The following is a 25,650-nucleotide window of genomic DNA, read 5'->3' as shown; positions in this document are numbered from 1 at the left end:
CCGGAAGACGTTTTCTAGGAACATAATAAATAAGCGCCCGGCGGTTATCCGACCGGGCGTTTTCTTTGTCCGCCGGGCAGGAGTTGAAGGAATGGAAGACAAAGCGCATTTTCCGCCGGTCAATCCGGTCTCCGCAGGCCTTGCGGGCAATTGCCCACGGTGCGGGCAGGGAAAATTGTTTTCCGGTTTCCTGGGTTTGAAGAAAAACTGCTCGGCTTGCGGCCTGAATTACTCCTTTGCGGACAGCGGGGATGGCCCGGCCGTCTTCGTCATCATGATCGTCGGGTTCATCATCGTTGCCTTGGTGTTGATCGTCGAACTGTCATATCAGCCACCGATTTGGCTGCACCTGGTACTGTGGTTGCCTTTGACTGCGGCTCTTGCCCTTGGCACGCTGCGACCTTTAAAGGGTGTGATGATTGCGCTGCAGTTCCGCCACAGCGCCGAAGAAGGCCGGTTGGCAGATACAGATAATGGCGAAAACCAAGATTAAGTGAGACACGCCCAATGGGCCGCTTCGGAAAGCTCGTAATCCCGTCCTTAGCCGCGATTGTCGGCCTGACGATCCTTCTTAATCTCGGTTTCTGGCAAGTCCGCCGTCTTGCGGAAAAAGAAGTCCTGATCGAGCAAGTCGAAGCCGGGCTGCTAGCGGCCCCTGTGGCTGCTCCGGCACCGGCCGATTGGGGCAGATTGTCGGATGTGGATGACTATCGGCGGGTAACTGTCACCGGGCAGTTTAAGGACGACCACGTCCTTTATTACATCTCACTGTCCGACCCCGTGGGCACTTTCGGTGGTCCCGGCGAGATGGTCTATAGCCCGTTTGAAACCGATGCCGGTTGGACTGTGCTCGTCAATCGTGGGTTCTTGCCATATGGGTTGCCGGAAGATCGGAAGAAAATCGCGCTGACACCGCCTGCAGGTGATCAAACTCTGACCGGCCTGTTACGGTTGAGCGAAGCGCCGGTGTGGACGACCCCGGAACCGGATCTGAACGCCCGTATGTGGTTTGCGCGCGATACTGACGCGATGGCCAAAAGCATGGGTGTGGATTTGAAAGGCCTAGCGCCTTTCAGCATCGATGCGGAACAACAGTTCACGCCGCCGGGCGGTTTACCGCAAGCCGGGGAAACGCTGGTGCGTTTTAAAAACGATCATCTAGGCTATGCCCTGACCTGGTTTGGCCTGGCCGCGACCTTGATCGGAGTATTCCTCGCTTACGCGGCAACACTTCTGTGGCCGCGTAAGAAAGAGCATTCGGCGGAAGCGGATTAAAGTGCTTCCAGAATGGCCGCTGCACCAGTTTTGGTGGCATCGCCCGGGCTGTCTTCGATCGCGAGGAAGGTGACTTCGCCGTCTTTGGCAACAAGCGCGAACCGCTGCGAGCGCAGATGTCCAAAGATCGGTGCGGGGCCAAGTCCGAGACCTGCAGCTTCTACGAACTCGGCAGCTGTATCGGCAAGGAACGTAATAGCACCGGCATTGGAGGACTTTTGCCAAGCATCCATGACAAAAACATCATTCACTGAAACCACAGCAATTGTATCGACACCTTTGCTTTTCAGCGTGTCAGCGTGTTCCACAAAACCGGGCAGATGGTTCATGTGACAGGTTGGGGTAAACGCACCTGGAACCCCAAACAGGACGACGGTCTTGCCACCGAAAAGGTCTTTGGACGTCATTTCGCCAGGACCGTCTGCGGTCATGACTTTGAATGTTGCATCGGGTAGGCGATCGCCAGCCTTGAGTGTCATGAAATTCTTCCCTCCTGAAAACTGCTACCGGACCATTGGCAGCCCGCTGCTGAGATAGGGCGAATATCGGCACAGGTCGAGGGGATTGGCAAAACATTTTCTATTGAAGCTGCGCCTAGAGTATCCGGCTTGACCAAAACGGATACTCTAGCCCTATTGAACCCAATCTGGCTGGATCGGGGCCAGGTACTCAAGGGCATTGCCATTTGCGGTGAGAACAAGCCGCAAGTTGTTGTCACTGTCAGTTGTTGTCAGTCCCTTGGTTGAAAGATGCCACTGAGCGGTGCCGTTACCGGCTTCTTTCAAGACAGGAAGCCCGATATAGGAGCCCAAAGGTCCTGCGGCAAAAAGCTCAGGGGCGTCACTGCTGCCCACAGCCGCATCTATTTTCAATACACCTTTGTCCGGGTTCGCGAAGGTGACATTGCGTATTGCCAGCTGGCCAATCGGTGCGATCCCTGGAACCGCAGCAAGGTCCCGATTGATCAGTTTGGAAGCGAGCGTGTCCGGCTCCGTATCAGGAGCAAGATCCAGGGTGAGTTCTGCATCCCCGGGAACGCAGATTTCTTTGCAAATCCCGAAGAACAACTCGATGGAAACGCGCACCGGTTCCGCCGGATCTTCGGGGAAAATGCGGATCGGGAGGACGATCCCATCGTGATAGACAATGGAATTGGAAAACCCGTCATTGTAGCGTTCCGGAACCGGATAGAGCACCTGATAGGAGCTCAGATTGTCTTTTTCGGTCAGCGTGATCTGCGGGGGAATACCGGCTTCGCCTGGATAACGCCAATAGGTATGCCATCCCGGTTCAAGGCTGAATTCCAGCCCGGCCAGATAATGGCCGTCTTCAAGAGGCCCAGTTGAAATCAGACGAACCGCTCCCCCTTGAACAGTTGTCCAGTTGGTCGTGGCGGCTTGTGCGGGCACAACGCCCAGGACCATCACCAGCAGCAGAAAAAAGATTTTCATCATGAAACAACAGCTACACCAAGTCTGTCCGCCCGTCATGAGGTCTAGCGATGCTTAGCGGTCATTTCCTCGTGACGCCATTGTGACCCTCAATTGTGGTGTTCTCCCATACAGTCGTTAACATCAGGACTTAATGAGGCTATGCTGACAATGCACAAGGCGGTGGGCGTCAATCATGCAAAGAGGTGCGTATGTCCGAAACCGAAGCGACAGACACCCTGGAAGGCCAATTTTTGATTGCCATGCCAAGCATGGGCGACAGCCGCTTCGAGCATTCTGTCATTTATGTCTGCTCCCACTCCGAGCAGGGCGCAATGGGCCTGATCGTCAATCAGGTTGCCAAACATCTGTCCTTGGAAGAGCTGCTCATTCAACTCGACATTGTTGACGACGACAACGCCATCCGTTTGCCGGCGCAAGTGCGTGGCATGAATGTTTATAAAGGTGGCCCAGTTGAAGTGGAGCGTGGCTTTGTCCTTCACAGCGATGACTTCCAGCTGAATCAGTCAACGCTTGCGATCGATAATGGTATTTGTCTGACTGCGACCCTTGAGATCCTGCGCGCGCTTGCGGAAGGAACCGGCCCGCGTCAAGCTATGCTGGCACTTGGATATGCTGGATGGGCACCGGGGCAGCTGGAAGATGAAATTCAGGCCAATGGCTGGCTGACTGCCCCGGCAGATCCGGACATCTTGTTTGACCCGGATTCGGAGCACAAATGGCACAAAGCCCTTGGCAGTCTTGGCATCGATCCGGCGCTTCTAATGTCGGAAGCCGGCCACGCTTAGGCCCTAGAGCATCCTGCGTTCAGGTGAACGCAGACAAGATGCTCTACCACTTTAAAATCGATCAGCTTTTGGCTGTTCAAGCGATTCCACCTGAACAGCAGCTGATCTAGACACTCTCAAAGCCTGAAATCCAGCGGCACGCAGCGTCTGGTAACCGACAGCTTTGCCGGAATTCGGACATTTTTACCTGTCTGCGGCTTGCGTCCAATCCGGATGACGCGTAAGTCGCTTGGTTGGCTTGGTTTGTTTAAAACCGGACGAAATTCGGGTAGGGTGAGGCTTTGCAATCCGCAAGAGGACCTGAAAAGTCTGGCGCCTAGCAGGAAATACAAAGGGAAGTGACGCGGTGAAATACAGCAGTACGCGCGGTGATGCACCGGTATTGGAATTCTCGGACGTTTTGCTTCAGGGACTGGCTCGTGATGGCGGTCTCTATCTTCCGGAAACCTGGCCGCAGTTCGATGCAGACACCATCGCGTCGTTTGCTGGAAAACCTTACGAAGACGTCGCGTTTCAGGTGATCAGCCCGTTTGTCGCCGGCGCAATTCCCGATGCCGACCTCAAAGCGATGATCGCAGACTCCTATGCGAGCTTCCGGCATCCTGCGGTCACACCGCTGGTGCAGACTGGGTCCAACACCTACGTCCTTGAGCTGTTCCATGGCCCGACCTTGGCGTTCAAGGACGTCGCCATGCAGTTGCTCGGACGCATGATGGACTATGTCCTGACAGAGCGCGGTCTTAGGGCAACAATCGTTGGAGCAACCTCCGGCGACACGGGCGGGGCGGCGATTGAAGCCTTCCGCGGGCGCGAGCGAACGGACATCTTTATTCTCTTCCCAGATGGCCGGGTGTCCAACGTTCAGCGCCGGCAGATGACCACGCCGACGGAGGACAATGTTCATGCGCTTGCCCTGACCGGCAATTTTGACGACTGCCAGGCCATCGTCAAAGGTATGTTCAACAATTTCCCGTTCCGGGATCGGGTCGCGCTGTCCGGCGTCAATTCGATCAACTGGGCTCGGATCCTGGCGCAAATCGTCTATTATTTCGTGGCGGGGGCTGCCCTTGGCGCACCGCACCGGAAAATCTCCTTCACGGTTCCAACCGGAAACTTCGGTGACATCTTCGCCGGATATGCCGCCATGAAAATGGGCCTGCCGGTTGAGAAGCTGGTGGTAGCCACCAATGTGAACGATATTCTGGCGCGTACCCTGGAAACCGGCCGGTATGAGAAACGCGGTGTCCAGCCGACGATCTCGCCGTCCATGGACATTCAGGTGTCCTCGAATTTCGAGCGGCTGCTGTCGGAAGTCTGCGGCCGCGACGGCGAGACCGTCCGCCGGATGATGAACCAACTCAATCAGTCTGGCAGCTTCACCATTGAAGACGGACCGCTTGCCGAAATGCGTCAGGTGTTCGCGGCAGGGCGGTGCGATGAGGCTGAAACCTCAGCAACGATTGCTGAACTCTGGAAAGAAGCAGGGTACTTGCTCGATCCGCATACGGCCATTGGTGTGCATGTGGCCAAGTCTCATGACGATGGCCAAACACCAATGGTGGTCTTGGGTACGGCTCATCCGGCCAAATTCCCGGATGCGGTTGAAAAAGCCAGCGGTGTACGGCCAGACTTGCCGGAGAATTTGAAAGACATGATGTTCGCCGAAGAGCGCCAGCAGGTTCTGGCAGCGGAGCAGGGCGCGGTGGAACAACATATTGAAAAACATGCCCGTGCCGTCGGGGCGGGGGTGTAACTGAATGAAGGTAGAAACAACAGTTCTCGACAATGGATTGACGATCGTCACCGATCAGATGCCGCATTTGAAAACTGCGGCATTGGGCGTATGGATTCGAACCGGGTCACGTGCGGAGGCTGCCGATCAGAACGGCATAACGCACCTTCTAGAGCACATGGCGTTCAAGGGCACCAACACTCGGTCCGCCCGCGGGATCGCTGAAGAAATCGAAGCCGTGGGCGGCGAGTTGAACGCCTCAACCAGCATCGAACACACCAATTATTATGCGCGCATTCTGGCCGAAGATATGCCGCTTGCCGTTGATATTCTGGCCGACATTCTGCAGAACTCCACCTTTGAAGCCGAAGAACTGGTGCGGGAACAGCACGTCATCTTGCAGGAAATTGGCGCTGCTAATGATGCCCCGGAAGATCAGGCCTTTGATCTCTTCCAGGCAACGGCCTGGCCCGATCAGGCCATTGGCCGTCCGATCCTCGGGACGCCCCAGATTGTGAGCGGTTTTGGTCGTGACAGCCTGAACAATTACCTCGCTGACCGCTACCGGGCACCGGACATGGTTCTAGCTGCCGCCGGTGCCGTAGACCACGCTGAGTTGGTCGCGCTTGCAAATGAGAAATTTGCCGGCATCAACAGCGAACCAGCGGCTCCAGATCCGGAAGCCCGCTACTCTGGCGGTGAGAAGCTGCTCAACAAAGACCTGATGGAAGCGCAGGTTCTGATTGGTTTTGAAGGCCGCCCCTACAAGGCCAAGGACTATTACGCCATCCAGATCCTAGCCTCTGTCCTAGGCGGGGGTATGTCTTCCCGCCTGTTCCAGGAGATCCGCGAAAAACACGGCCTGTGTTATGCGATCTACAGCTTCCATTGGGCGTTCTCTGACACCGGATTGTTTGGCATTCACGCGGCGACCAGTCATGAGGACCTTGGGGCGTTGATGCCGATGATCGCCGATGAGCTTGTGTCCGCCGCCCACACGATCACCGATGACGAAATCGCCCGCTCACGGGCACAGATCCGCGCCGGACTGATGATGGCGTTGGAAAGCCCGGCCGCTCGGGCTGGCCAGATCGCCCGGCAGATCCTGGTTCATGGCCGGGTGCTGGCTCCGGATGAGATTTCGGCGAAGATTGAAGCTGTATCGGCGGCTGATGTCCGGCGCGTCGCTTATGACACCTTTGTCGGCACCACACCGACGCTTACAGCGATTGGTCCCGTGGACGGCATTATGACAGCCGATGAACTGGCAGTGCGTCTGCAGCAAGCGCCGGTTCAGCAGGCAGCGTCTATGTAAGGCGGAGAGGGGGACCGGCATGTCACTGCTCCGCCCAGGTCCACCCCCAGACGCCGAGCTTCTGATCGAAGCAGGTGGCCTTTACCTTCGTCCGCCCATCATGGGGGACTACAAAGCCTGGTCGGTACTTCGCAGCGACAGCCGAGCCTTCTTGACGCCTTGGGAACCCCTCTGGCCGTCCGATGATCTGACCAAATCCGGATTCCGGCGCCGGCTGCGGCGTTATGCCCGAGACCGCAAAGAAGGGCGCAGCCTGTCGTTCCTCTTGTTCAATGCCCGAAATGACGAATTGCTCGGCGGTCTGACGCTGAGCAACATCCGGCGCGGGGTCAGTCAGTCGGCTACCCTTGGCTACTGGATGGGCGAGCGCCATGCGGGCAAAGGGCACATGTCGGCCGCTGTTGCCATGATCTTGCCGTTTTGTTTCGACGTTTTAAACCTTCACCGGATCGAGGCGGCGTGTATTCCAACCAACACACCGTCCATCCGGCTACTCGAAAACGTCGGGTTCAGCCGCGAAGGGTATGCCCGCAACTATTTGTTAATCAACGGTTCTTGGCAGGATCACTTGCTTTTGGCTTGTTTGTCTGAAGATTTTGCGGCGCGCCCCAGAACGCTGACTCCGGTAGTTGAGGGAATTTTGAAAGATTTCTTGTGACATGTGCTTCAAACCGGTAGTTCTTCGCACCATGTCGATATCACTACCGGTCCATCTTTTTAATCTCCTTCGAAGCGCCGCCGTCTTTGCCGTTGTTCTGGCAGCGGTTCTTGTGCCTGGCGCAGCGGTTGCGCTCGAGCCGATCCCGGTGCCGCTCGATGTGGAAGCGCTTGATATCACCAAGGCCATCGACATTCATCGGGACGCTGGAACACGTCTCCAGGTGTCGACCGCGCCAGGTGCCGATGGCATTGTCCGGCGAATCGAGGTGCCTTCACGCAGTGGCCAAAATACCAATTGGGCGGTCTTTGCACTCGCTAACACCAGCGATGAACAGATCGACCGGCTGATTGTTGCCCCCAATTACAAGCTGGTGAAATCGGAATTGTTCTGGCCGGACCTCGGTTCATCGCGGATCGCTAGTATCACGCCAAGCCAGGGTATTGCGCCGACACGTCAGAAGAGCCTTGAGGCCGATGTCTTCCTGGTCACGCTCGATCCGGGCTCTGTGGTGACGTTTGTCGCCGAACTGACCACGCCGAATTTGCCGGAAGTCCGTCTTTGGGAGCCGGATGTCTACAAAGAAACAGTCAACGCCTATTCGCTGTACCGGGGTATCATTCTTGGCATCTCGGGGCTTCTGGCTCTGTTCCTGACCATTCTGTTTGTGGTCAAGGGAACCGTCATGTTCCCGGCAACAGCCGCACTGGCCTGGTCTGTGCTGGCCTATTTGTGCATCGACTTCGGTTTCTGGGGCATGGTGTTCAACCTCGAAGGCGGCGGCAGCCAGCTGGCCCGTGCCTCGGCGGAGGTGATGCTCGCGGCCAGCTTGATCATCTTCCTTTATGCCTATTTGAACCTCAATCGCTGGAACATCCATTACTCCCACTTGGCCCTGACAACGCTGATCCTGCTTTTGGGGCTTTTGGGGGTCGCTGTCTGGGATCCATCGATTGCGGCTGGCATTGCCCGTTTGTCGCTGGCAATCATTGGTCTTCTCGGCTTTGTTACCATCGCAGTGCTCGCCTTTCAGGCCTACGACCGGGCGATCTTGCTGATCCCGACCTGGTGTCTCTTGATCGCCTGGCTGGTCGGGGCGGCAATGACCGTAACCGGACGCCTGTCCAATGACATTGTCCAGCCGGCTCTCGGCGGCGGTCTGGTTCTCATCGTGCTCTTGATCGGCTTTACAGTGATGCAGCATGCCTTTGCCGGCGGTGCCATTGCGCAGGGCCTTATCTCCGATGTTGAACGCAAAGCGCTCGCTTTGACAGGATCCGGAGACATCATTTGGGACTGGGATATCGACCGTGACCGGATCTTCACCGGCAATGAGGTCGAGAATCTGTTAAATCTGAAACGCGGAATGCTCGAAGGTCCGGCGCGGGATTGGCTGGAAATTCTCCATCCACAAGATCGCGATCGGTTCCGGGCAACGCTTGATGCGGTCATCGACCAGCGCCGCGGCAAGATCCAGCAAACGTTCCGCCTGCGCTCTGAAGATGGCCATTTCCGCTGGTTCCGCCTGCGTGCGCGGCCAATCGTCGGTGCCGACGGTGAAGTGATCCGTTGTGTCGGCACGCTGCTCGATGTGACCGAAGAGCGGACGGCTGAAGAGCGGCTTCTTCATGATGCCGTCCATGACAATCTCACCGGTTTGCCGAATCGGGAGCTGTTTGTCGACCGTTTGAAAACCAGCGTGGTCCTATCCCAGGCAGAAAAAACGGCAAAGCCAACGGTTCTTGTCATCAACCTGGACCGCTTCAAACAGGTCAACGACAGCATTGGCCTGTCGGCCGGCGACAGCATTCTCTTGACTGTTGCGCGCCGCCTTGGCCGCCTGATCGGCCAACAGGACACATTGGGCCGTTTGTCGAGCGACCAATATGGCCTGATGCTTTTGTCCGAGCAGGAACCCGACCGGATTGTTGCGCTGGCCGATGCTCTGCGTAAGGCGGTACGTGCTCCCATTACTTTCAGCGATCGGGAGATTTTCCTGACCTGTTCGGTCGGTATCTCCTTCTTTGAGGGCGGTAAGCAGGCGGTTGAAGACATGCTCACCAATGCCGAGATTGCCCTCAATCATGCCAAGCGCCTCGGCGGCGACCGTCAGGAAGTCTACCGGCCTATCCTAAGACCGCTCGGCAAGAATGTGGTTGATCTGGAAACGGATCTGCGGGACGCCATCAAGAAGGAAACACTCGGAGTCTTCTTCCAGCCGATTATCCGTTTGGAAGATCAGTCGGTTGCCGGGTTTGAAGTGCTGGCCCGCTGGAACCACCCCAAGCGCGGGAAGATTTCTCCGGCGGAATTTATCCCGATTGCAGAACAATCTGGGCTGATCAACGACCTTGGCATGTATATGCTCGACAAGGGCGCCACTCAGCTGGCTCACTGGCAGCGGGAGTTCCCCATGCCGCATCCATTGTTTGCTTCGGTTAATCTTTCGTCCCGCCAGCTTCTGAAGCAGGATCTGATCAACGACGTGAAGGCGATTTTGTCGCGGAACTCGCTGGAGGTCGGAACCTTGAAACTGGAATTGACCGAATCTCTGGTCATGTCCAATCCGGAGTATTCGGCCAAAGTCCTGGAGCGTCTGCGCAGCCTGGGTGCCGGCCTGTCGCTGGACGATTTTGGAACCGGGCATTCCTCCTTGTCTTATTTGCAGCGGTTCCCGTTCGACACGATCAAGATTGACCAGACTTTCGTCAAACCGGACGGATCTGCTGCACGGCCAGTGCTTTTGCGCACGATGGTGGCCATGGGGCATGATTTGGGCATGTCGGTCGTCGCAGAAGGCGCGGAAAGCGAAAATGACGCGTTGGAGCTCTATCAGCTTGGCTGTGAATTCGCGCAAGGTTTCTTCTTTGGCGAAGCCGTGTCCGCAGCTGAAGCCACAAAAATCCTGCGTAAGATGCCCACTGCAGAAGCCGTATCCGCTTAACAGGTTTATGGTGCCAGAATTGGCACCGTTTTATCGGCTAACCGGATTTCCAGCGGCGTGACCCCAAACGGGTCTCCATCGACTTGGGCGGCCACCGGAGCCTGGCTTGAGATAACCGCTTTATTGAAAGGGCGGACAGTTGCCCCCTTCGCCTTGTGGATGCGGCCGAGCATCAATGCGATGCTGTAACGGACAGACGACCACGGATCATCCCGTTTCAGAATGAGCATATGCAGCCCCGGATCGGTCACCCCGCCCGGGCAGATTACAAATGGTCCACCATAATGGCGGGCGTTGCTGGCAACCGCGAACTTTCCATCAATCGGATCTGCGCCATCAAGGGAGACCGTTACCGGCGTCCCATTCCGCTTCAATCCGATTTTGAACGCCGTGATAACGTAAGCGAGTTTTTTCAGCTTTCGTTTTAGGGCGAGTGGCACGGCATGAACGACTTCGGCGTCAAAGCCTGCAGACGCCATCAGTACAAAGGGGCGGCCATTGGCGAGGCCATAGTGCAAGGGTCTGGTTTTTTGGTTCAGAATGGTCGCTGCGATATCATTCGCCTTGCGGGGCAAGCCAAGTTCCAAGGCCAGGACATTGGCCGTTCCAGAGGGGACGACCGCGAGGTTCGGTACGAAGTCCTTGCCATGAAGCCCGGTAAGGGCTTCATTCACGGACCCATCGCCGCCGGCAATGATCAGTGTTCCAGCCGTTAAATCTGCACTGGCGCAGACTTCACCGATTTCCCCGGCGTGGGTTGTGAGCCGCAGCTCCACGTGGCGCCCTGCGGCTTCAAGCTGCTTTTTAAGATCCTGGAGTTTAGGCCCGTTGTAGCCACCGGATGTAGGGTTGGCCATAATGAGCACAGTTCCGGCAGCACCGGGTTGCCCTGACCGTGTTGTATCGGGTGTTGTTTGCTGCAAATCGTTCACCAGTGATCCTCGCCTCGTGAATTAGTGCTGCAGCTTTAGCTGTATTTGTAGGGTTCCATACCGCCGCGGGCGAGTTCGTCCGCGCGTTCATTGTCCGGATGCCCTGCATGACCCTTCACCCAGTGCCAGGTGACATCATGGCGCTCCCTGGCCGCATCCAGCGCCTGCCAAAGGTCAGCGTTTTTGACCGGCTTGTTGGCTGCTGTACGCCAGTTCTTCCGTTTCCAGCCGTACATCCACTCGCTGATGCCGCTGCGCACATAGGTGCTGTCGGTGTAAAGATCGACCGCGCAAGGGCGCTTCAAGGCGTTGAGTGCTTCGATGGCCGCGGTGAGCTCCATCCGGTTGTTGGTGGTTTCCGCTTCGCCGCCGTTCAATTCCCGTTCGTGCTCACCAAAACGCATGATGACACCCCAGCCGCCTGGTCCCGGATTTCCCGAGCAGGCGCCGTCGGTATAGATCGTGACCCGGTTTTCCTGGCTCATTCTTCAAGTCCGTAAGCTTTGGCGCTGTCGACGGTTTGATGAAAGCGCAGTTTCTTGACGTATTCCATCGGATCTTTCGGCGTCACAAGGGCCCCTTCCGGCACGCTCAACCAGTCGTAAAGACGGGTCAGCAGGAACCGGAGAGCGGCACCGCGGCACAGGATTGGCAAGGCATCGAACTCCGCATCTGTCAGCGGGCGCACAGAGGTGTAGCCTTTCAACAGTGCGCGCGCCTTGGTGACATTGAACGAGAGGTCGGCTTCAAAACACCAGGCATTGAGACAGATAGCGATGTCGTAAGCAAGGGCATCGTTGCAGGCGAAATAAAAGTCGATCAGGCCGGACAATTCATTGTTCAAGAAAAAGACATTGTCCGGAAAAAGGTCGGCGTGAATAACACCGGACGGCAGATCCTGCGGCCAGATGGCTTCAAGCTGATCAAGCTCTTTGGTGATTTCGGTGCCCAAACCCGGATGAACCGTGTCGCAGCGCTCCGCACTTTGTTCAAACAACGGCCGCCAGCCGGAAAGATCCAGCGCATTCTTGCGGGTTAGTTCATAATCGGCCCCGGCAAGATGAAATGCTGCCATGGCTTTGCCGAGTTCTGCGCAATGCTCCGGACGTGGCCGTTTGACCGACATGCCCTGCAAGAACGTTACAAGCGCCGCTGGCCGCCCAGCCAGCGTTCCCAGCAATTCGCCATCCTTGCAAGCCACCGGTGTCGGGCAGGACAAGCCTTTGCCGGCCAGATGCTCTTTCAGTTTCAGGAAAAACGGCAGGTCGTCCGGGTTGACCCGTTTTTCGTAGAGCGTGAGGATGAAATAGGCCTTGTCAGTCTGAACGAGGTAATTGCTGTTCTCGACGCCTTCTGCAATTCCTTTATAGGATAGAAGTTGTCCGACATCATATTTCCCGATGAAGGCATTGAGCTCTTCATCGCTGACTTCCGTGTAAACGGCCATGTTGTTATCCGGTGGCTTATTGCGGCTGCGCGGGAATATCACGCAATTCGCGTGGCAGGTTAAAGGCGATGGTTTCTTCCGCGGTTCGATGGATCTCCACGGTGACATCAAAGCGTTTTTCAAAAGCGCTGATGATCTCTTCCACCAAGGTTTCAGGGGCAGAGGCTCCGGCGGTTAGGCCCAGGCTGCTGACGCCATCGAAATCGGACCACTTAATCTCACTGGCCCGCTGCAGAAGGACAGCGATCCGGCATCCCTCACGTTCAGCGACCTCTCTTAGGCGTTGCGAATTTGAGGAATTTGGTGCGCCGACCACAATCATCGCTTCAACATCTGGCGCCACATGTTTGACCGCTTCCTGGCGGTTCGTGGTGGCGTAGCAGATGTCTTCCTTGTGAGGTGCTACAATATTTGGAAACCGGTCTTTGAGGGCAGCAACGATGCCTGCGGTGTCGTCAACAGACAGTGTCGTCTGGGTGATGAACGCCAGTTCCTTATCCGTTTTCGGGGAAAAGTTTCGCGCATCGTCTTCGGTTTCGATCAAAGTTACCGTGCCTTCCGGCAATTGGCCCATTGTGCCAATCACTTCCGGATGACCTGCATGGCCGATCAGAAGAATTTCCCGCTCGCGCCGGAAATGAATCTCGGCTTCTTTATGCACTTTGGAGACCAGCGGACAGGTCGCATCCAGATAGAACATTTTGCGCGCCTGGGCATCGGCTGGCACGGATTTCGGTACGCCATGAGCGGAAAAGATCACAGGCCGGTCAGCATCTTCTGCTGGGATCTCTTCCAGTTCCTCGACAAAAACGGCGCCTTTGGCTTTCAGCCCATCCACGACAAACTTGTTGTGCACGATCTCGTGGCGCACATAGACCGGGCGGCCGTATTTCTGAAGCGCCAGTTCAACGATTTGGATCGCGCGGTCAACGCCGGCGCAAAAGCCCCGAGGCGCACACAGCTTGATCGTTAAAGAAGGTTTGTTGGTCATGATGCCCGTTTATAAGCCTTGTTTGGCGCAATAAGGGCTTGGCAGGGTGTTCTGTCAAGCCGCTTCCCACCCTTTCCATATATGTCACTGAGTAACAAATGCCCGTGCCAGTCTCGCCAAGCCGCTGGCCACCTGCTATGAAGCTGCGCCTAGTGCTTAGTTTCCAACGGGTCGATGATGATCAAGGCTTTCCTTTCGCTGTCTAACGTCAACTATAAAGCGGGTCTTTCTGCAGGGCTTTGTGCTGCATTTCTTGCAGGCTGTGGGTCCGCTGGTGATCTTGCGGAGAATGTAATTTCCGGTGGTGCGGAACCGGTTCAGGTCTCCTCGCAAACGTTCGCGCCGCCCGTTCCGTGCCCGCCGCTACAGCTGAAGAATGGAGCCTATTTGATCCGCAAGTTCCAGCGGGGCAAAGAAGGTGAACGGGATGCGTTGATCTATCAGGCGCTTGTTGAAGATTGGGCAGCAAGCTGTTCGCGGGCCGATGATGGTCAGCGGCGTGTGAAACTCGGATTCTCCGGCGATGTTACGCCAGGACCGGCCTGGTCTGGCGGCGATATCGTCTTGCCCATGCGTGTGAACATCCCGGTCTCCACAGACCCTAAAGAAAAGCCTCTTGTGTCTGAAGTCCTGCAAATTCCGGTGTCAATTGAGACAGGCGGGCGCGGTCAGCGCTGGACCATGGTGGATGAGAGATTCGTTATTCCGATGGACCAGGGCCGGAAAATCGAATTCGGCTTTACCGACAAAACAAAACGCTGACGCCTAACCCAATTACTCTATAGCCAAAAGGCTAAGCCAAGGGTCAATGCGGGGTCACTGACTCATATTGACAAGGTTGAGTCGGCCAACCACAATTGCCGCAACTGCCGGGGTCGTTCCCCGGTAATCGTGTATTGCGCACGGCAACGCCACTGCGGGAGAGGCCAGGTGAAAAGTTCCTGGCGCCGAAGGAGCAACCGCCCCGGAAACTCTCAGGCAAAAGGACCGCATGGGCTCAAACGCTCTGGAAAGCAGTGATCTGCGCCGACAACTGCGTGGACTGCTCACCGAAGGAGTAACCGCCAGGTTTTTTGGGATCTGACGGGAAATCTCTCAGGTACTCGGACAGAGGGGGTGCAAACGAACCGGATCCGTTCGCGGTATGGTTCGCGAGTGCGCAATCCCTAACGCGAGGGCTGTTCATGGCGGACACCGTTGCAGATACCGATCTGAAACAAACGCCCCTTCATGACCTTCATATTGAGCTCGGCGGCAAAATGGTGCCGTTCGCCAGCTATTCCATGCCCGTTCAATATAAGCTGGGCATCATGGGCGAGCATCTGCAGACCCGTGAAAAAGCGGGATTGTTTGATGTTTCACACATGGGGCAGGCATTTCTGGTCGGCCCAGATCATGAGACAACGGCCCGTGCCCTTGAGGCTCTGACCCCGTCCAACTTCGTTGAACTTGGACTTGGCCGGCAACGCTACACTGTTCTTTTGAACGACGAGGGCGGTATCCTTGATGACCTGATGGTCACACGCTCGATTTCCGAGGACGAGGATGGGCGCTTGTTCCTGGTTGTCAATGCGGCACGCAAGGATGCCGACTATGCGCATTTCCGCGCCAAATTGCCGGATAATGTGAAACTGGAGATCGTTGAGGACCGGGCCCTGATCGCTGTCCAGGGTCCCGAAGCGGTTGCGGCTGTGGCAGCGCATGCACCTGCTGCTGCGGACCTTGGCTTTATGTCCGCTGCCCCAATGGAATTTGATGGCATTGCCTGCCACATCGCGCGCGCCGGTTACACCGGCGAAGACGGTGTGGAAATGTCGGTCCCGGCAGGGGCTGCCGAGGCAATCGCCCGCGCACTTTTGGCCGATGACCGGGTTGAAGCCATCGGTCTTGGCGCTCGTGACAGTCTGCGCCTTGAAGCCGGACTTTGTCTTTATGGTCATGACATTGATGACAGCACGTCACCGGTCGAAGGCAACATTACTTTCTGTATGCAAAAACGCCGCCGCGAAAACGGAGGGTTTCCCGGTGATGCGCGAATTCAAAAGCAACTTGCGGACGGCACGGCGCGCCTGCGCGTTGGCCTGCGCCTCGACGGCAAGGCCCCAGCCCGTGAAGGCGCTGAGATTGCTCTGCCAGAGGATGGCCCGGTGATCGGTGTTCTGACCTCCGGCGGATTCGCGCCGACCGTCGGTGCGCCAATCGCTATGGGGTACGTTCCAGCTGAGCATGCGGCCACCGGTACCAAACTGGACCTGATCGTACGGGGGCGCCGCTTGCCGGCAACTGTTGCGGACATGCCGTTTGTGCCGAACCGCTACTACCGAAAACCGAAATCTTAAAAACACTCCAGAGAACGGAAAACACAATGACGACATATTTTTCAAAAGACCATGAATGGATTGCAGTAGAAGGTGACACAGCCACCATCGGGATCACCGGATATGCTCAAGAACAGCTGGGTGACGTTGTGTTTGTTGAGCTGCCGGAAGCCGGCAAGGAACTGTCCCAGGGTGATGAAGCGGCTGTGGTTGAATCCGTCAAGGCGGCAAGCGAACTCTACGCGCCAATTGATGGTGAAGTGACTGAAGCCAATGAAGTGCTTGCCGACGAGCCGGCGAAGGTCAACGAAGACCCGGAAGGTGCTGCTTGGTTTATCAAAATGAAAGTTAGCAATGAAAGCCAGCTGTCTGAGTTGATGGACGAAGCGGCCTACAAAGCCTACGTCGAGACACTCTGAACTATGGCGGGGCATTTTTATACAGCGGTGATCGAGTGGGCGTGTGATGGCGACTATGCCGCCAACGCCTATTCTCGAGGTCACATCTGGCAGTTTGACGGTGGGTTGAAAATCCCAGCAAGCGCATCGCCGACGGTGGTGCCTTTGCCCCATTCGATTGAAGCAGCGGTTGACCCGGAAGAAGCACTGGTTGCAGCGATTTCTTCCTGTCACATGATGTCGTTTTTGGATCTTGCCCGGCGGGCTGGTTACAATATCGCCAGCTACCGGGACAACGCCACGGGCGAAATGAGCCGGATTGCCCGGGGTAAAATGGCGATCACCAAAGTGGTCTTAAAACCCGAAATCACCCTTGTTGCAGACAGCGAACCTGACCCGACCTGGATTACAGATCTGCATGAAAAGGCACACGATGTCTGCTTCATCGCGAATTCAGTGAAGTGCGAGATTGTGGTGGACGAGCAACCGGTTCGCCTGGTTGCCCCGTAGTTTCTGTAAACAATGAGCGGCGCATTGCGCCGCTCAGACTGCTGACATCGTCCTTTTTTCGTCGTCCCAGACGAGGGCAAAGCGGAGATCCGGGACCGGTGGATCCGAGCTTGTCAGTATGTATCTTGCTAGAAACACCAGATCTTTGGCTCTCCGATCCCGGCTCGGGCTCCGCTTGACCGGGAAGACGACGTAGAGATTTTGGGGGGCAGCCACCCCGGCAGCGCATTGTGCCGCTGATTGTGCGTTTTCCATTCATCCGCGTGGAAGCCCTTGCCCTAATCCTGAGAAGCGAAGGCGGCTATGCCAACCTTCCACTGCATCTATTGGCATCTCGACGAGGGAGAGAGGCTGGACTGTAGGTTCGAGCGCTGGGGCTTGTTTAGATTTATTGCACTTAATGGTTGTGTTATCTTGGTGTCGCGCTGGCCGGCGCCGACTGGGTTCCTTGTGGCGCTAGAGGCCGCGCTGTGACACCGGCAGGGAGGTTGAGCCATGGCTGGTACACCCCGCAACATCATCTACTACAACCGCAACAATGTGCCCCTCGACGGGATCGTTGGAAGTGCGTTTACCCATGTCATTCTGGCGTTCATCGTGCCGACGGTCAGCGGCGGCATCGATACGGCTGTCATTGACAAATTCCTGTCTGAACCCGGGCTCGTGCCGAAGCTCAAGGAAAACGGCAAACGGAAGGTTCTGTTCGCTTTGGGCGGTGATGAAGATTACATTCCGGCCGGGGCTTGGAAGAGCGCTTCACTAAATGTCAGCTCATTCGCCAAATCTTTGGTTGAGTATGCCGTGAAACATGACTTCGACGGCATTGATATTGACTTTGAAGATACAGCGTCACTTCAAAATCCGGCAGCGGCATCTTATGACGCCAAAAAGTTCCTGATTGCGCTGTCCAAGGAGCTCAAGGCGGCCGTGCCCGCAGACAAGACCCTGATCGTGACCCACGCGCCGCAGGCGCCTTATTTTGATCCGGCCTGGAAAGAAGCGCCGTATTCGCAGATCGCTTCGGCGGCAGGCGATGCCATCGACTGGTTCAACATCCAATATTACAACAACGGCACCTGGTACAACGGCAACACCAATGACGGTCCGGCGCAAAAGGAAAAGATCACAGGTCTTTCCGGCAGCACGCCGCCGGGCTGGTCGATCCTGGCTTTGTCGGAGCAAGCAGCAACACCGGTGGAAAAATTGGTTTTGGGGCGTGTCACCAGCCTGGATAATGCCGGCCTTAACAAAACCATGGCCGGATACTTGAGTGCCGCCGACACGGTTACGTATCTGGTTCAGCCTCTGATGAGCCACTTTGGCGCCAAATTCGGCGGTGTGATGGCGTGGCAGTATTCATTGCATGTGAGCTCGACCGAAACCGCCAACAGTTGGGGCAAGACGATACAGGGGGCGCTCGAACAAGCTTTGGCCGACGCATGATTTCCGGCTGCTAAGGGATTTAGCCAGCCCCATCGATCCATTCAGCCACAGCTCTATAATATATTGACAATATATTTGTCATTATGACATATATATTGTCATGATAAAATCAAGCAAACCAAAATCCGCTGAGCTCTATGAACTGGTGCGGCTGATCCGGCCCGTGCACCGCCGTCTTGCGCGGGCGGTGGAGGCGAATCTGGACGGGTCTGGCATCTCTGTTGGCATGCGCGCCGTCATGGAAGTGCTGGAGGAACTCGGCCCGATGTCTGTGCCGGATATTGGCCGGGTGCTGTTTTTGGCGCGCCAGCAGATCCAGTTGTTGGTGAACCAGCTGGAAGGTTTGCATCTTGTGGAGCGGCGCCCAAACCCTGCCCACAAACGCTCACCGCTTTTTGGTCTCTCCGAGACGGGGCACACCGTTTTTGGCGGCATCCGGGCCAAAGAAAACGATGCCATGGATGCGGTCAGTGAACTCTTTTCCAAAGACGAGCTGCAGGCTTCCCAGCGTGTCTTATGTGCCATGCTCGATCATTTTGCCGAATTTGAAGACGATCCGGACCGCCCGCGCGGCCTGGAATGAATCTCTTGAAATCAGGAGCGGAAAATGTCGCTTTTAACGCTTGTTTTAATTGCCCTTTCAGCGCCGGTTTTGGCGGCGGTAGGTTATTTTTTCTGGGTCGTTAAAATCTCCAGCGCCCCCACAAAGGGCCAACCGATCGACCGGAATGCCCGGCCAAAGACAGCACTCCTTGTGATCGATGTGCAGGAGGACTTTACCCGCAACGGCCCAAAACCCTATCCCGATGAGAAACGGGCCCAAGCGATTGACCGGATCAACAGGGACATTGAAGCGGCCCGGCAAAACGGCGAGGATGTTATCTTCATCAAGCAGGTTTTCCGCCATTGGCCCGTCATTTTGGCAATGAAGCTTTTGATGGGCGGCATCGGCACACCAGGGCGCAAAGGGCTGGCCTTTGATAGGGATCTCAAGGTCGGCGACGCGCCGGTTTTTGAAAAGCCGATTGGCGATGCGTTTTATAATCCCGAGCTTGAGGCTTACTTGGCACAGCGGACTATCGGTCACCTCCGCCTAACTGGGTTGGACGCCTGTCAATGTGTCCAGTTCACCGCCAGAGGGGCGATGAACCGGGGGTATTCGGTCGACATTGTTGAACCGGCACTTCTAACGGTCACACCGGAAAAATGGCCGTCTGTCAAAACGGCGTTGAAGGACCTTGGGGCTGTTATCCAGACAGCATAACAGGCCTATTCGGCAGCCGCTGTCGCCGTTTCGTGAGCTCTCAACAGTTCCGACATCCAGCTGTCACGTTTGTGTAGGAAATGCTTCAGGTCCTCAGCATAGGTGTCCTTCACTGCACGCTGAACGGAGGGACGGCTGGACAGTTTGGCGCGCCAGTTTTTGGTGGTCTTCAGGTCATCCAAAACGGTCAGATGTGTGAGGCTTTCAAAAACATCGAAATACCTGAACACGGGTGCAAAGGCACAATCGACCAGTGAAAAATCCTTGCCCGAGAAGAAGGGGGCATCTGGCGAAAGTGCCGTTTCAAGGTGTTCGAATTTCGATCTGAGATTTGCTTCCGCTGACCGGAAAGCCTCTTGATCTTTCGCGTTGTAGAGCGTGCCAATCGCATTCAGGATCTGCGACGCATATTCAATATAGGCCCGGTGCCGGGCGCGTTCCGCCGGATCTTGCGGATGAAACGGCACTCCGATGGTTTCGTCCAGATATTCCAGAATGGGCGCGGATTCAAACAGGTAGCTACCGTCCGCAATCTTGAGCAGTGGAACCTTGCCAAGCGGCGAGACGCGTTTGAACCACGCGGGTTTGTTCGCCAAATCAATGTAGATGCGCTCAAAAGCCTGGTTCTTTTCGTCCAGCAGGATCGCAGCACGCTGAACATAGGGGCAAAGTGTGTGGCTGACGAGGGTGAGGGGTGTGGTCATGAGAGACTCCAGTTTCATGCAGATGCATGAATATATAAATGCAGCTGCATTAAAATCAAGATTGATGCATCTGCATTAAACGCCTATGAGGGTGCATGGATGAAAAGACAGCCCACGAAACACCAGATTTCATGGACGCTTGGGCCCGCCTGCAACGGGCAAGCACAGTTGTTCTTGATCGTGTCGAAACACAGCTGAAGGCGGACGGGTTTCCGCCTTTGAGCTGGTACGACGTCCTCCTGGAGCTGCGCCGGGGACCTGAAAAAGCTCTGAGACCAATCGAGATCGAAAAACGGGTGCTGCTGGCTCAATACAACGTGTCCCGCCTGATCGACCGGCTGGCCGCCGCCGGCCTGGTCGGAAAACAGGCAGCCCCAGACGATGGCCGGGGCAAGGTCATCTGTTTGACCTCCAAGGGCGCAGATTTGCTCGACAAAATGTGGCCCGCCTATGAGGCCGCTGTCCGGCGTGAGTTTTCCGATCACCTATCGCTGGAAGACGCAGCGGATCTCTGGAGAATTCTGGGCAAGGTCCTGCCGAAGTAGGAGCCGGTAGCATCTGAAATGCGGCCTGGTCTTGAACGCCCAAAAAAAATTGTTTTGGCAGGGCGGCTTGACTCTGAGCGCTCCTTCGCGCATCTAAACTGGCATGACCAAGATGACCGCATCCTTCGTGTATTTTTATTACGTCACCGACATACCGGCGGCTGCGTAGGATCTTGCTCTGACAAATCAAACCTAAAAAGCCGCCGCGTCAGGCGGCTTTTTGGTTTTTAGATACCGGCCCCTGGCGGGAACTCCCGAAAGACCCAGGAAGCCGAAAATGACCAAACACATGATCGAAGCCGGAAAACCGGCGACCAAACTCAAATCCGAAGCCCTATCGGTGCTGCTGGAGCGCGGGCTAGTGCACCAGGCAACGGATCTGGAAGCCCTCGACAAGCGCCTCACCGACGGATCGATCACCGCCTACGCCGGGTTCGATGCCACGGCCGCCAGCCTGCACGTCGGCCATTTAATGCCGCTGATGACCCTGCGGTGGCTGCAAAAACTCGGGCACCGGCCGATTGTTGTTTTGGGCGGTGGCACCAGCCAGGTCGGCGATCCGAGTTTTAGAAATGAGGCCCGCCCGCTTCTGGAAGAGCGCCAGATCGCAGCGAACATCGCCACCATCCGCCGGTCGGTGGAACGGCTCGTCGACATGGACGGCCCAGACGGCGCGCTGCTTGTCGACAATGCAGAGTGGCTCAACGAGTTCCGCTTCCTTGAATTCCTGCGCGACTACGGGTCTCAGTTCACCGTCAACCGCATGATGACCTTCGACAGTGTGAAATCCCGGCTGGAAGCGCAGATGCCGCTGACGGTTTTGGAATTCTGCTACATGATGCTGCAGGCGGTTGATTTTCTGGAACTCGCCAAACGCCACGACTGCGTTCTACAGGTCGGCGGATCGGACCAATGGGGCAACATCGTCAACGGGGTCGAGCTTGGCCGCCGCGACGGGCGCAAGCTGCATGGCTTGACTGTGCCGCTTCTAACCACGGCCAGCGGATCCAAGATGGGCAAAACAGCTGCTGGGGCCGTCTGGCTGCATCCCGAACACCTGTCGCCCTTCGGTTTCTGGCAGTTCTGGCGCAACACGGCTGATGCTGATGTTGCCAAATTCCTGCGGCTCTTCACCGAACTGCCGATGCGCGAAGTTGAGCGCCTGTCAGAATTGCAGGGCGCAGAGCTGAACGAAGCCAAGAAAATCCTGGCAACGCAGGTGACAGCCATTGTGCATGGCCCGGAAGAAGCAAGGGCGGCACTTGAGCAGGGCGATGCACTGTTTTCCGGAGATGCGGAGCTGACCGAACCAACCCACACCATGGCTCTGCCAACCTTGGCTGAAGGGTTGGGCCTTCTGGAACTGGTGGTGGCAGCCGGTTTTGCCGCCTCCAACGGCGAAGCCCGGCGCCTGGTGGAAGGCGGCGGTGTCCGGCTCAACAACCGGGTGGTCGACGATGCCCGCCGCCGCATTTCTTCCGGCGATCTCGGTGCCAACGACCGGCTGTCACTGTCCGTCGGCAAACGCCGTAAAGCGCTGATTGGGTTTGAATAACTTAAGTTTGGTGGGTCACAGCAGGATGAGTGGCCCGCCATCACCCCAGAATGCAATTTGGCCACGACAACTTGTCGACACAGCATTTTGAACCCGCTGATTTTCTGAAGGAAACGGCAAGCGACTGCGATTTTCTGAAAATCTTTGGCACATAACGAACGTGCGGTTCAATCAGATGTCTTTCAATTACAATGAGTAAAGTTATAACATTACAGATGTGAGGTTTTCGATCTGGAGTAAAGAATGTCATTGGTTGAAGCCATTGAAGGTGCATCGTCGGCAAACACGCACCACAAAAGCAACAGCGCGCACCGCCGGCCGAAGCGGGAGGATGCCGAAGCGGCGGTCCGGGTGATGATCGAGTGGGCAGGGGATAATCCGGACCGGGAAGGTCTTGTTGATACGCCATCCCGGGTTGTGCGGGCCTATGAAGAGTTTTTCGAAGGGTATCAGACTGACCCAGTCGAAATGTTGCAGCGGACCTTTGAAGAAACAGATGGATATGATGACCTGATTGTTTTGAAAAACATGCGGTTCGAATCCCACTGCGAACACCACATTGTGCCGATCATCGGCAAGGTGCACATCGCTTATCTTCCGGCCGGACGGGTCGTCGGTATCAGCAAGTTGGCGCGCGTCGTCGAGGTCTTTGCCAAGCGCCTGCAAATTCAGGAAACGCTAACAGCCCAGATCGCAGACGCCATCGACACGGCTCTGCAGCCACGCGGCGTTGCCGTTGTTATGGAGGCCGCGCACATGTGCATGACCACTCGCGGCATCAAAAAGCCGGGTGTTTCCATGATGACGCGCCGCATGCTCGGTGCGTTTTCGACGGACAAAGACCTTCGGCGGGATTTTCTGAGCTCGATTGCTGGATCACAGGAAACATTTGGCTGAACAGCAGGTTGAGGGCTCGGGTTTGTCCCGGAGCCCTCAAAGGCTATTTTGGAAGGGTTTCAGGAGCGCGTCAATTGTGCCCGGTACTCTTGAACCGGAAGGCCGCCGACGCCCCAGTCTTCCATTTTGACTTCTTCGATCACGACAAACGTGGTGGCTGGATCCTTGTTTAGAACATCGACCAGCAGATCCGTTGCGCCTTTGATGAGGTCGGCCTTTTGCTCTTTGCTGACCCCTTCGTCGGTCACTTGAATATGGACATAGGGCATGGGTCAAGCGCTCCTTGCTTGACGTGGGATGATCTGAAAAATCTTCGACATGATCTGCCAGCGGCCGTCTGTGCGCACAAAGGTCAAGAAGTCGACAAAGTCGCTCTGGCCGATTGAGCAGCGCACGCGCGCGAACGCGGTGTTCCCACCGGCAAATTGGATCTCCTCAATGGCATCTGTGCGGGTTTCTCCGCGCGAGGCCGGTGACTGGCGGGCTGCGACCACCGGGACATAGTCTTCCATGGTCCGGTGCAGCAGGGGGGCTTCATCGGCAGTTGCATAGACCGCCTTTGGATGAAACACTTTTTGCAGCAGCTCCGTATCGCAGTGATAAAGCGCGTCGAAATAGTCGGAAATCACCGGCTGTAGCTCATTGAATGCGCTGCTCATACGGCCAGCCCTTCTTCTTGAATCGCACGCTGGGTCGCTGGGCGGTCCTTGATGCGCGCGACGTACCGCTCGGTCCGCGGCCAATCGGTCAAGGGAATGTTGAGAAAACCCGCCCAATTCAGAATGACGAAGGCGTAGGCATCTGCCACCGAAAACGAACCGCCCAGAAGATATTCGCCGTCTTTTGGCAGCATCGCTTCGAATTGAGAGATTTTCGCCTTCAACGCTTTGAGGTTCTGGGCAGTCTGCTCGTCTGAGAATGTCTTGCCGGAGAAATACGGCCCAAAGGCCTTGTGCAATTCAGAGGTCAGGAAGCTGAGCGCCTCCAGCATCCGGAACTTTTGCAGCGGATCGTTGGCATTGGCGGCGGACAATTCCGGATAGGTTTCAGACAGCCAGGTCAGGATAGCGACATTTTCGGTGAGGATAGACCCGTTGTCGAACTTCAGGGCTGGCACATAACCGCGCGGATTGATCCGTGCGTACGCCCCGCCGCTTTCTATTTCACCTTTGTCCGTATCCACTTTCTCAAGAGCATAAGTGGCATTGACCTCATTCAAGAGGATGTGTGCAGCCATGGAACAGGCGCCTGATTTGTAAAAGAGTTTCATGGATTGGCTCCGTCGCTTTGTGATGACGGGAAGATGCGGACTAAAGTTTCCATTGACAAGTAGGTAACTAATGGTAACTAAGAATATCGAGTTACCGCGGAGAAACCTCTGCTTGTTTGACGTGCTGCCGGAGCGAGACCTATGGCGTTGAAAATGCGTAAGAATCAAAGCCCGAAGCCGCCAGCGCCCTGCCTTTTGACGGAATGCATGCAGGTGATTTCGGGGGCCTGGGCGCCGAACGTCATCTGGTGCCTCAGAGCCGGCCCGCGCCGCTTTAGTGAACTCAGAGCAGATATTCCGCCGGTCTCGGCCAAGGTTCTGTCGGCCCGCCTGAAAGAACTGGAAGACAGGCAGGTTATTCAACGTCATGTCCGCCCAACCTCGCCGCCCTCGGTCGAATATGAACTGACAGCAATTGGCGAAGAACTCATTCCGGCGCTCGAAGGAATTGTCCGTGTCGGCCATAAACTCAAGCAGCGCAGCGGCTATTATGAAAGCGAACAGGCAGCCGAGGACTATCTGGCGCAGGCGCTTGAGCCTGCGTGAGAGGCGCAGGAACTTTAGGCGGGAAACGTATAACACTTCAGCCATCCCCGACGCAGTAAAGCGGAGACCGGGGATCCACGCGTTTGCAGAGCCTTGAGTTCTGAGAATTTGGGCTGCGGCAAGTTGCGCGGAGAGTAGATCCCCGGACGAGCCGGGGATGACAGTCCTCACTGTTCCACCTGACACAGGTGAAACTTATCCACGCTCGGAAATCCGCCCGTATGCTGTGTCCCGTTCCTGTCCCACGGGGCCGAGAGTGGACCGTCCGTTCGCGGCGGCAGAAGCCGGAGGTTTGGCGCGTTTCTGAGGTAACGGATCAGACGGAGCGCCACCAGCAGTCAGCCGGTTATTAGGCTTGCATCCGGGTTCCAGACGGAGGCGGCTTAGGCCGGAAGGTTTTCTCTGATGTGCCAGTGCCCGTTGTGGCACAGTGCCAAATTTCCGAGAAAAGACAAGACAGCTGGCCGGGAAAAGCCTTCGGGCAGGCGCGGCGCCTTGCCACTTATCTCACTACCCACCGATCGCCCGGCAAGTCCGGCGCGCCTGCCATCCCGTTCGATTGAGCGGATTTCTGACGTAAAACGCCGGGGCAAGTGCCTGCGGCGGGTTCTGTGCTGCTAAATGAAATGCTTTTCGAACGAGTAGGCCCCAGCTTTCCGCTCCGCTG

Annotated in this window: 28 protein-coding genes and 1 riboswitch; of the genes, 18 read left to right on the top strand and 10 right to left on the bottom strand. The window is 56.3% G+C overall.

What is annotated here, in order from left to right; genetic code table 11:
- The first annotated feature begins 91 nt into the window (after nucleotides 1-91).
- Complete coding sequence (locus ACOOFE_RS21465) at nucleotides 92-493, top strand: DUF983 domain-containing protein (RefSeq protein WP_420411953.1); 402 nt, start codon at nucleotides 92-94, stop codon at nucleotides 491-493.
- A 14-nt stretch (nucleotides 494-507) separates the two neighbouring features.
- Nucleotides 508-1,275 carry an SURF1 family protein gene (locus ACOOFE_RS21460; protein ID WP_420411952.1) on the top strand — a complete coding sequence of 256 codons (768 nt, stop codon included), beginning with the start codon at nucleotides 508-510 and terminating at the stop codon, nucleotides 1,273-1,275.
- On the opposite strand, the gene ACOOFE_RS21455 is transcribed toward ACOOFE_RS21460, so the two are convergent.
- Nucleotides 1,272-1,754, bottom strand: coding sequence for a peroxiredoxin (locus tag ACOOFE_RS21455; RefSeq protein ID WP_420411951.1), 483 nt, complete (start codon nucleotides 1,752-1,754; stop codon nucleotides 1,272-1,274). The genes ACOOFE_RS21460 and ACOOFE_RS21455 overlap by 4 nt on opposite strands.
- Before the next feature lie 153 nt (nucleotides 1,755-1,907).
- Entirely contained in the window at nucleotides 1,908-2,729 is an 822-nt protein-coding gene (locus tag ACOOFE_RS21450) for a protein-disulfide reductase DsbD domain-containing protein (protein WP_420411950.1), read from the bottom strand.
- A 188-nt stretch (nucleotides 2,730-2,917) separates the two neighbouring features.
- Between ACOOFE_RS21450 and ACOOFE_RS21445 the strand changes: the two genes are divergently transcribed.
- From ACOOFE_RS21445 to ACOOFE_RS21425, 5 genes are all read left to right on the top strand, one after another.
- Nucleotides 2,918-3,514 (top strand): YqgE/AlgH family protein, encoded by a 597-nt coding sequence (locus ACOOFE_RS21445; RefSeq protein WP_141188244.1) that lies wholly within the window; start codon nucleotides 2,918-2,920, stop codon nucleotides 3,512-3,514.
- Between the two features lie 346 nt (nucleotides 3,515-3,860).
- Nucleotides 3,861-5,267, top strand: a complete 1,407-nt coding sequence (gene thrC / locus ACOOFE_RS21440) for a threonine synthase (protein ID WP_420411949.1) — start codon at nucleotides 3,861-3,863, stop codon at nucleotides 5,265-5,267.
- Between the two features lie 4 nt (nucleotides 5,268-5,271).
- Nucleotides 5,272-6,561: a M16 family metallopeptidase gene (locus tag ACOOFE_RS21435; protein WP_420411948.1), complete on the top strand. Its 1,290-nt coding sequence runs from the start codon at nucleotides 5,272-5,274 to the stop codon at nucleotides 6,559-6,561.
- Nucleotides 6,562-6,580: 19 nt separating this feature from the next.
- On the top strand, nucleotides 6,581-7,219 hold the full coding sequence (locus tag ACOOFE_RS21430) for a GNAT family N-acetyltransferase (RefSeq protein ID WP_420411947.1): 639 nt from the start codon (nucleotides 6,581-6,583) through the stop codon (nucleotides 7,217-7,219).
- Between the two features lie 31 nt (nucleotides 7,220-7,250).
- Entirely contained in the window at nucleotides 7,251-10,163 is a 2,913-nt protein-coding gene (locus ACOOFE_RS21425; protein WP_420411946.1) for an EAL domain-containing protein, read from the top strand.
- A 5-nt stretch (nucleotides 10,164-10,168) separates the two neighbouring features.
- Here the strand turns inward: ACOOFE_RS21425 and ACOOFE_RS21420 are convergent, their stop codons facing one another.
- Genes ACOOFE_RS21420 through ispH form a run of 4 tightly spaced genes read right to left on the bottom strand, consistent with a single transcriptional unit; the run spans nucleotide 10,169 to nucleotide 13,533 of the window.
- Complete coding sequence (locus ACOOFE_RS21420; RefSeq protein WP_420411945.1) at nucleotides 10,169-11,095, bottom strand: diacylglycerol/lipid kinase family protein; 927 nt, start codon at nucleotides 11,093-11,095, stop codon at nucleotides 10,169-10,171.
- A 35-nt stretch (nucleotides 11,096-11,130) separates the two neighbouring features.
- The gene (rnhA, locus tag ACOOFE_RS21415) at nucleotides 11,131-11,580 is read right to left on the bottom strand and encodes a ribonuclease HI (RefSeq protein WP_141188239.1); all 450 of its coding nucleotides are present in this window, start codon (nucleotides 11,578-11,580) and stop codon (nucleotides 11,131-11,133) included.
- Entirely contained in the window at nucleotides 11,577-12,542 is a 966-nt protein-coding gene (gene thrB / locus ACOOFE_RS21410; RefSeq protein WP_420411944.1) for a homoserine kinase, read from the bottom strand. The genes rnhA and thrB overlap by 4 nt, the downstream gene beginning before the upstream one ends.
- Before the next feature lie 16 nt (nucleotides 12,543-12,558).
- Nucleotides 12,559-13,533 (bottom strand): 4-hydroxy-3-methylbut-2-enyl diphosphate reductase, encoded by a 975-nt coding sequence (gene ispH, locus ACOOFE_RS21405; RefSeq protein WP_420411943.1) that lies wholly within the window; start codon nucleotides 13,531-13,533, stop codon nucleotides 12,559-12,561.
- Nucleotides 13,534-13,710: 177 nt separating this feature from the next.
- On the opposite strand from ispH, the gene ACOOFE_RS21400 reads away from it, so the two are divergent.
- The 7 genes from ACOOFE_RS21400 (at nucleotide 13,711) to ACOOFE_RS21370 (ending at nucleotide 19,466) form a co-directional block, all read left to right on the top strand.
- The gene (locus tag ACOOFE_RS21400; RefSeq protein WP_141188940.1) at nucleotides 13,711-14,295 is read left to right on the top strand and encodes a hypothetical protein; all 585 of its coding nucleotides are present in this window, start codon (nucleotides 13,711-13,713) and stop codon (nucleotides 14,293-14,295) included.
- 145 nt (nucleotides 14,296-14,440) lie between these two features.
- Nucleotides 14,441-14,533, top strand: a riboswitch (glycine riboswitch).
- A 184-nt stretch (nucleotides 14,534-14,717) separates the two neighbouring features.
- Nucleotides 14,718-15,872 (top strand): glycine cleavage system aminomethyltransferase GcvT, encoded by a 1,155-nt coding sequence (gene gcvT, locus ACOOFE_RS21395; protein ID WP_420411942.1) that lies wholly within the window; start codon nucleotides 14,718-14,720, stop codon nucleotides 15,870-15,872.
- Between the two features lie 26 nt (nucleotides 15,873-15,898).
- The gene (gcvH, locus tag ACOOFE_RS21390; RefSeq protein WP_420411941.1) at nucleotides 15,899-16,270 is read left to right on the top strand and encodes a glycine cleavage system protein GcvH; all 372 of its coding nucleotides are present in this window, start codon (nucleotides 15,899-15,901) and stop codon (nucleotides 16,268-16,270) included.
- A 3-nt stretch (nucleotides 16,271-16,273) separates the two neighbouring features.
- On the top strand, nucleotides 16,274-16,759 hold the full coding sequence (locus tag ACOOFE_RS21385) for an OsmC family protein (protein ID WP_420411940.1): 486 nt from the start codon (nucleotides 16,274-16,276) through the stop codon (nucleotides 16,757-16,759).
- A gap of 495 nt (nucleotides 16,760-17,254) precedes the next feature.
- Complete coding sequence (locus ACOOFE_RS21380) at nucleotides 17,255-18,202, top strand: glycoside hydrolase family 18 protein (RefSeq protein ID WP_420411939.1); 948 nt, start codon at nucleotides 17,255-17,257, stop codon at nucleotides 18,200-18,202.
- 100 nt (nucleotides 18,203-18,302) lie between these two features.
- Nucleotides 18,303-18,785 (top strand): MarR family winged helix-turn-helix transcriptional regulator, encoded by a 483-nt coding sequence (locus tag ACOOFE_RS21375; RefSeq protein ID WP_420411938.1) that lies wholly within the window; start codon nucleotides 18,303-18,305, stop codon nucleotides 18,783-18,785.
- A 24-nt stretch (nucleotides 18,786-18,809) separates the two neighbouring features.
- Nucleotides 18,810-19,466 carry a cysteine hydrolase family protein gene (locus tag ACOOFE_RS21370; protein WP_420411937.1) on the top strand — a complete coding sequence of 219 codons (657 nt, stop codon included), beginning with the start codon at nucleotides 18,810-18,812 and terminating at the stop codon, nucleotides 19,464-19,466.
- Between the two features lie 5 nt (nucleotides 19,467-19,471).
- Here ACOOFE_RS21370 and ACOOFE_RS21365 read toward each other — a convergent pair whose 3' ends face one another.
- A complete protein-coding gene (locus ACOOFE_RS21365; protein WP_420411936.1) occupies nucleotides 19,472-20,170 on the bottom strand; it encodes a glutathione S-transferase family protein in 699 nt (232 codons plus the stop codon).
- Between the two features lie 95 nt (nucleotides 20,171-20,265).
- Between ACOOFE_RS21365 and ACOOFE_RS21360 the strand changes: the two genes are divergently transcribed.
- From ACOOFE_RS21360 to folE, 3 genes are all read left to right on the top strand, one after another.
- A complete protein-coding gene (locus ACOOFE_RS21360; protein ID WP_420411935.1) occupies nucleotides 20,266-20,715 on the top strand; it encodes a MarR family winged helix-turn-helix transcriptional regulator in 450 nt (149 codons plus the stop codon).
- 277 nt (nucleotides 20,716-20,992) lie between these two features.
- The gene (gene tyrS, locus ACOOFE_RS21355) at nucleotides 20,993-22,270 is read left to right on the top strand and encodes a tyrosine--tRNA ligase (protein WP_420411934.1); all 1,278 of its coding nucleotides are present in this window, start codon (nucleotides 20,993-20,995) and stop codon (nucleotides 22,268-22,270) included.
- 243 nt (nucleotides 22,271-22,513) lie between these two features.
- A complete protein-coding gene (gene folE, locus ACOOFE_RS21350) occupies nucleotides 22,514-23,167 on the top strand; it encodes a GTP cyclohydrolase I FolE (protein ID WP_420411933.1) in 654 nt (217 codons plus the stop codon).
- A 59-nt stretch (nucleotides 23,168-23,226) separates the two neighbouring features.
- Here the strand turns inward: folE and ACOOFE_RS21345 are convergent, their stop codons facing one another.
- Genes ACOOFE_RS21345 through ACOOFE_RS21335 form a run of 3 tightly spaced genes read right to left on the bottom strand, consistent with a single transcriptional unit; the run spans nucleotide 23,227 to nucleotide 24,437 of the window.
- Complete coding sequence (locus ACOOFE_RS21345; protein ID WP_420411932.1) at nucleotides 23,227-23,436, bottom strand: tautomerase family protein; 210 nt, start codon at nucleotides 23,434-23,436, stop codon at nucleotides 23,227-23,229.
- A gap of 3 nt (nucleotides 23,437-23,439) precedes the next feature.
- Nucleotides 23,440-23,826, bottom strand: a complete 387-nt coding sequence (locus tag ACOOFE_RS21340) for a nuclear transport factor 2 family protein (protein ID WP_420411931.1) — start codon at nucleotides 23,824-23,826, stop codon at nucleotides 23,440-23,442.
- Nucleotides 23,823-24,437, bottom strand: coding sequence for a glutathione S-transferase C-terminal domain-containing protein (locus ACOOFE_RS21335; RefSeq protein WP_420411930.1), 615 nt, complete (start codon nucleotides 24,435-24,437; stop codon nucleotides 23,823-23,825). Before ACOOFE_RS21335 ends, ACOOFE_RS21340 begins: the two co-directional genes overlap by 4 nt.
- Before the next feature lie 153 nt (nucleotides 24,438-24,590).
- Here ACOOFE_RS21335 and ACOOFE_RS21330 point away from each other — a divergent pair, with 153 nt between their 5' ends.
- Entirely contained in the window at nucleotides 24,591-24,983 is a 393-nt protein-coding gene (locus ACOOFE_RS21330) for a winged helix-turn-helix transcriptional regulator (protein WP_420411929.1), read from the top strand.
- Nucleotides 24,984-25,650 lie beyond the last annotated feature (667 nt).

It is taken from the genome of Roseibium sp., from assembly GCF_965216085.1.
Taxonomy (GTDB): domain Bacteria; phylum Pseudomonadota; class Alphaproteobacteria; order Rhizobiales; family Stappiaceae; genus Roseibium.
The sequence above is the reverse complement of the archived record's forward strand: the minus strand, read 5'-3'. Positions and strand labels throughout refer to the sequence as shown.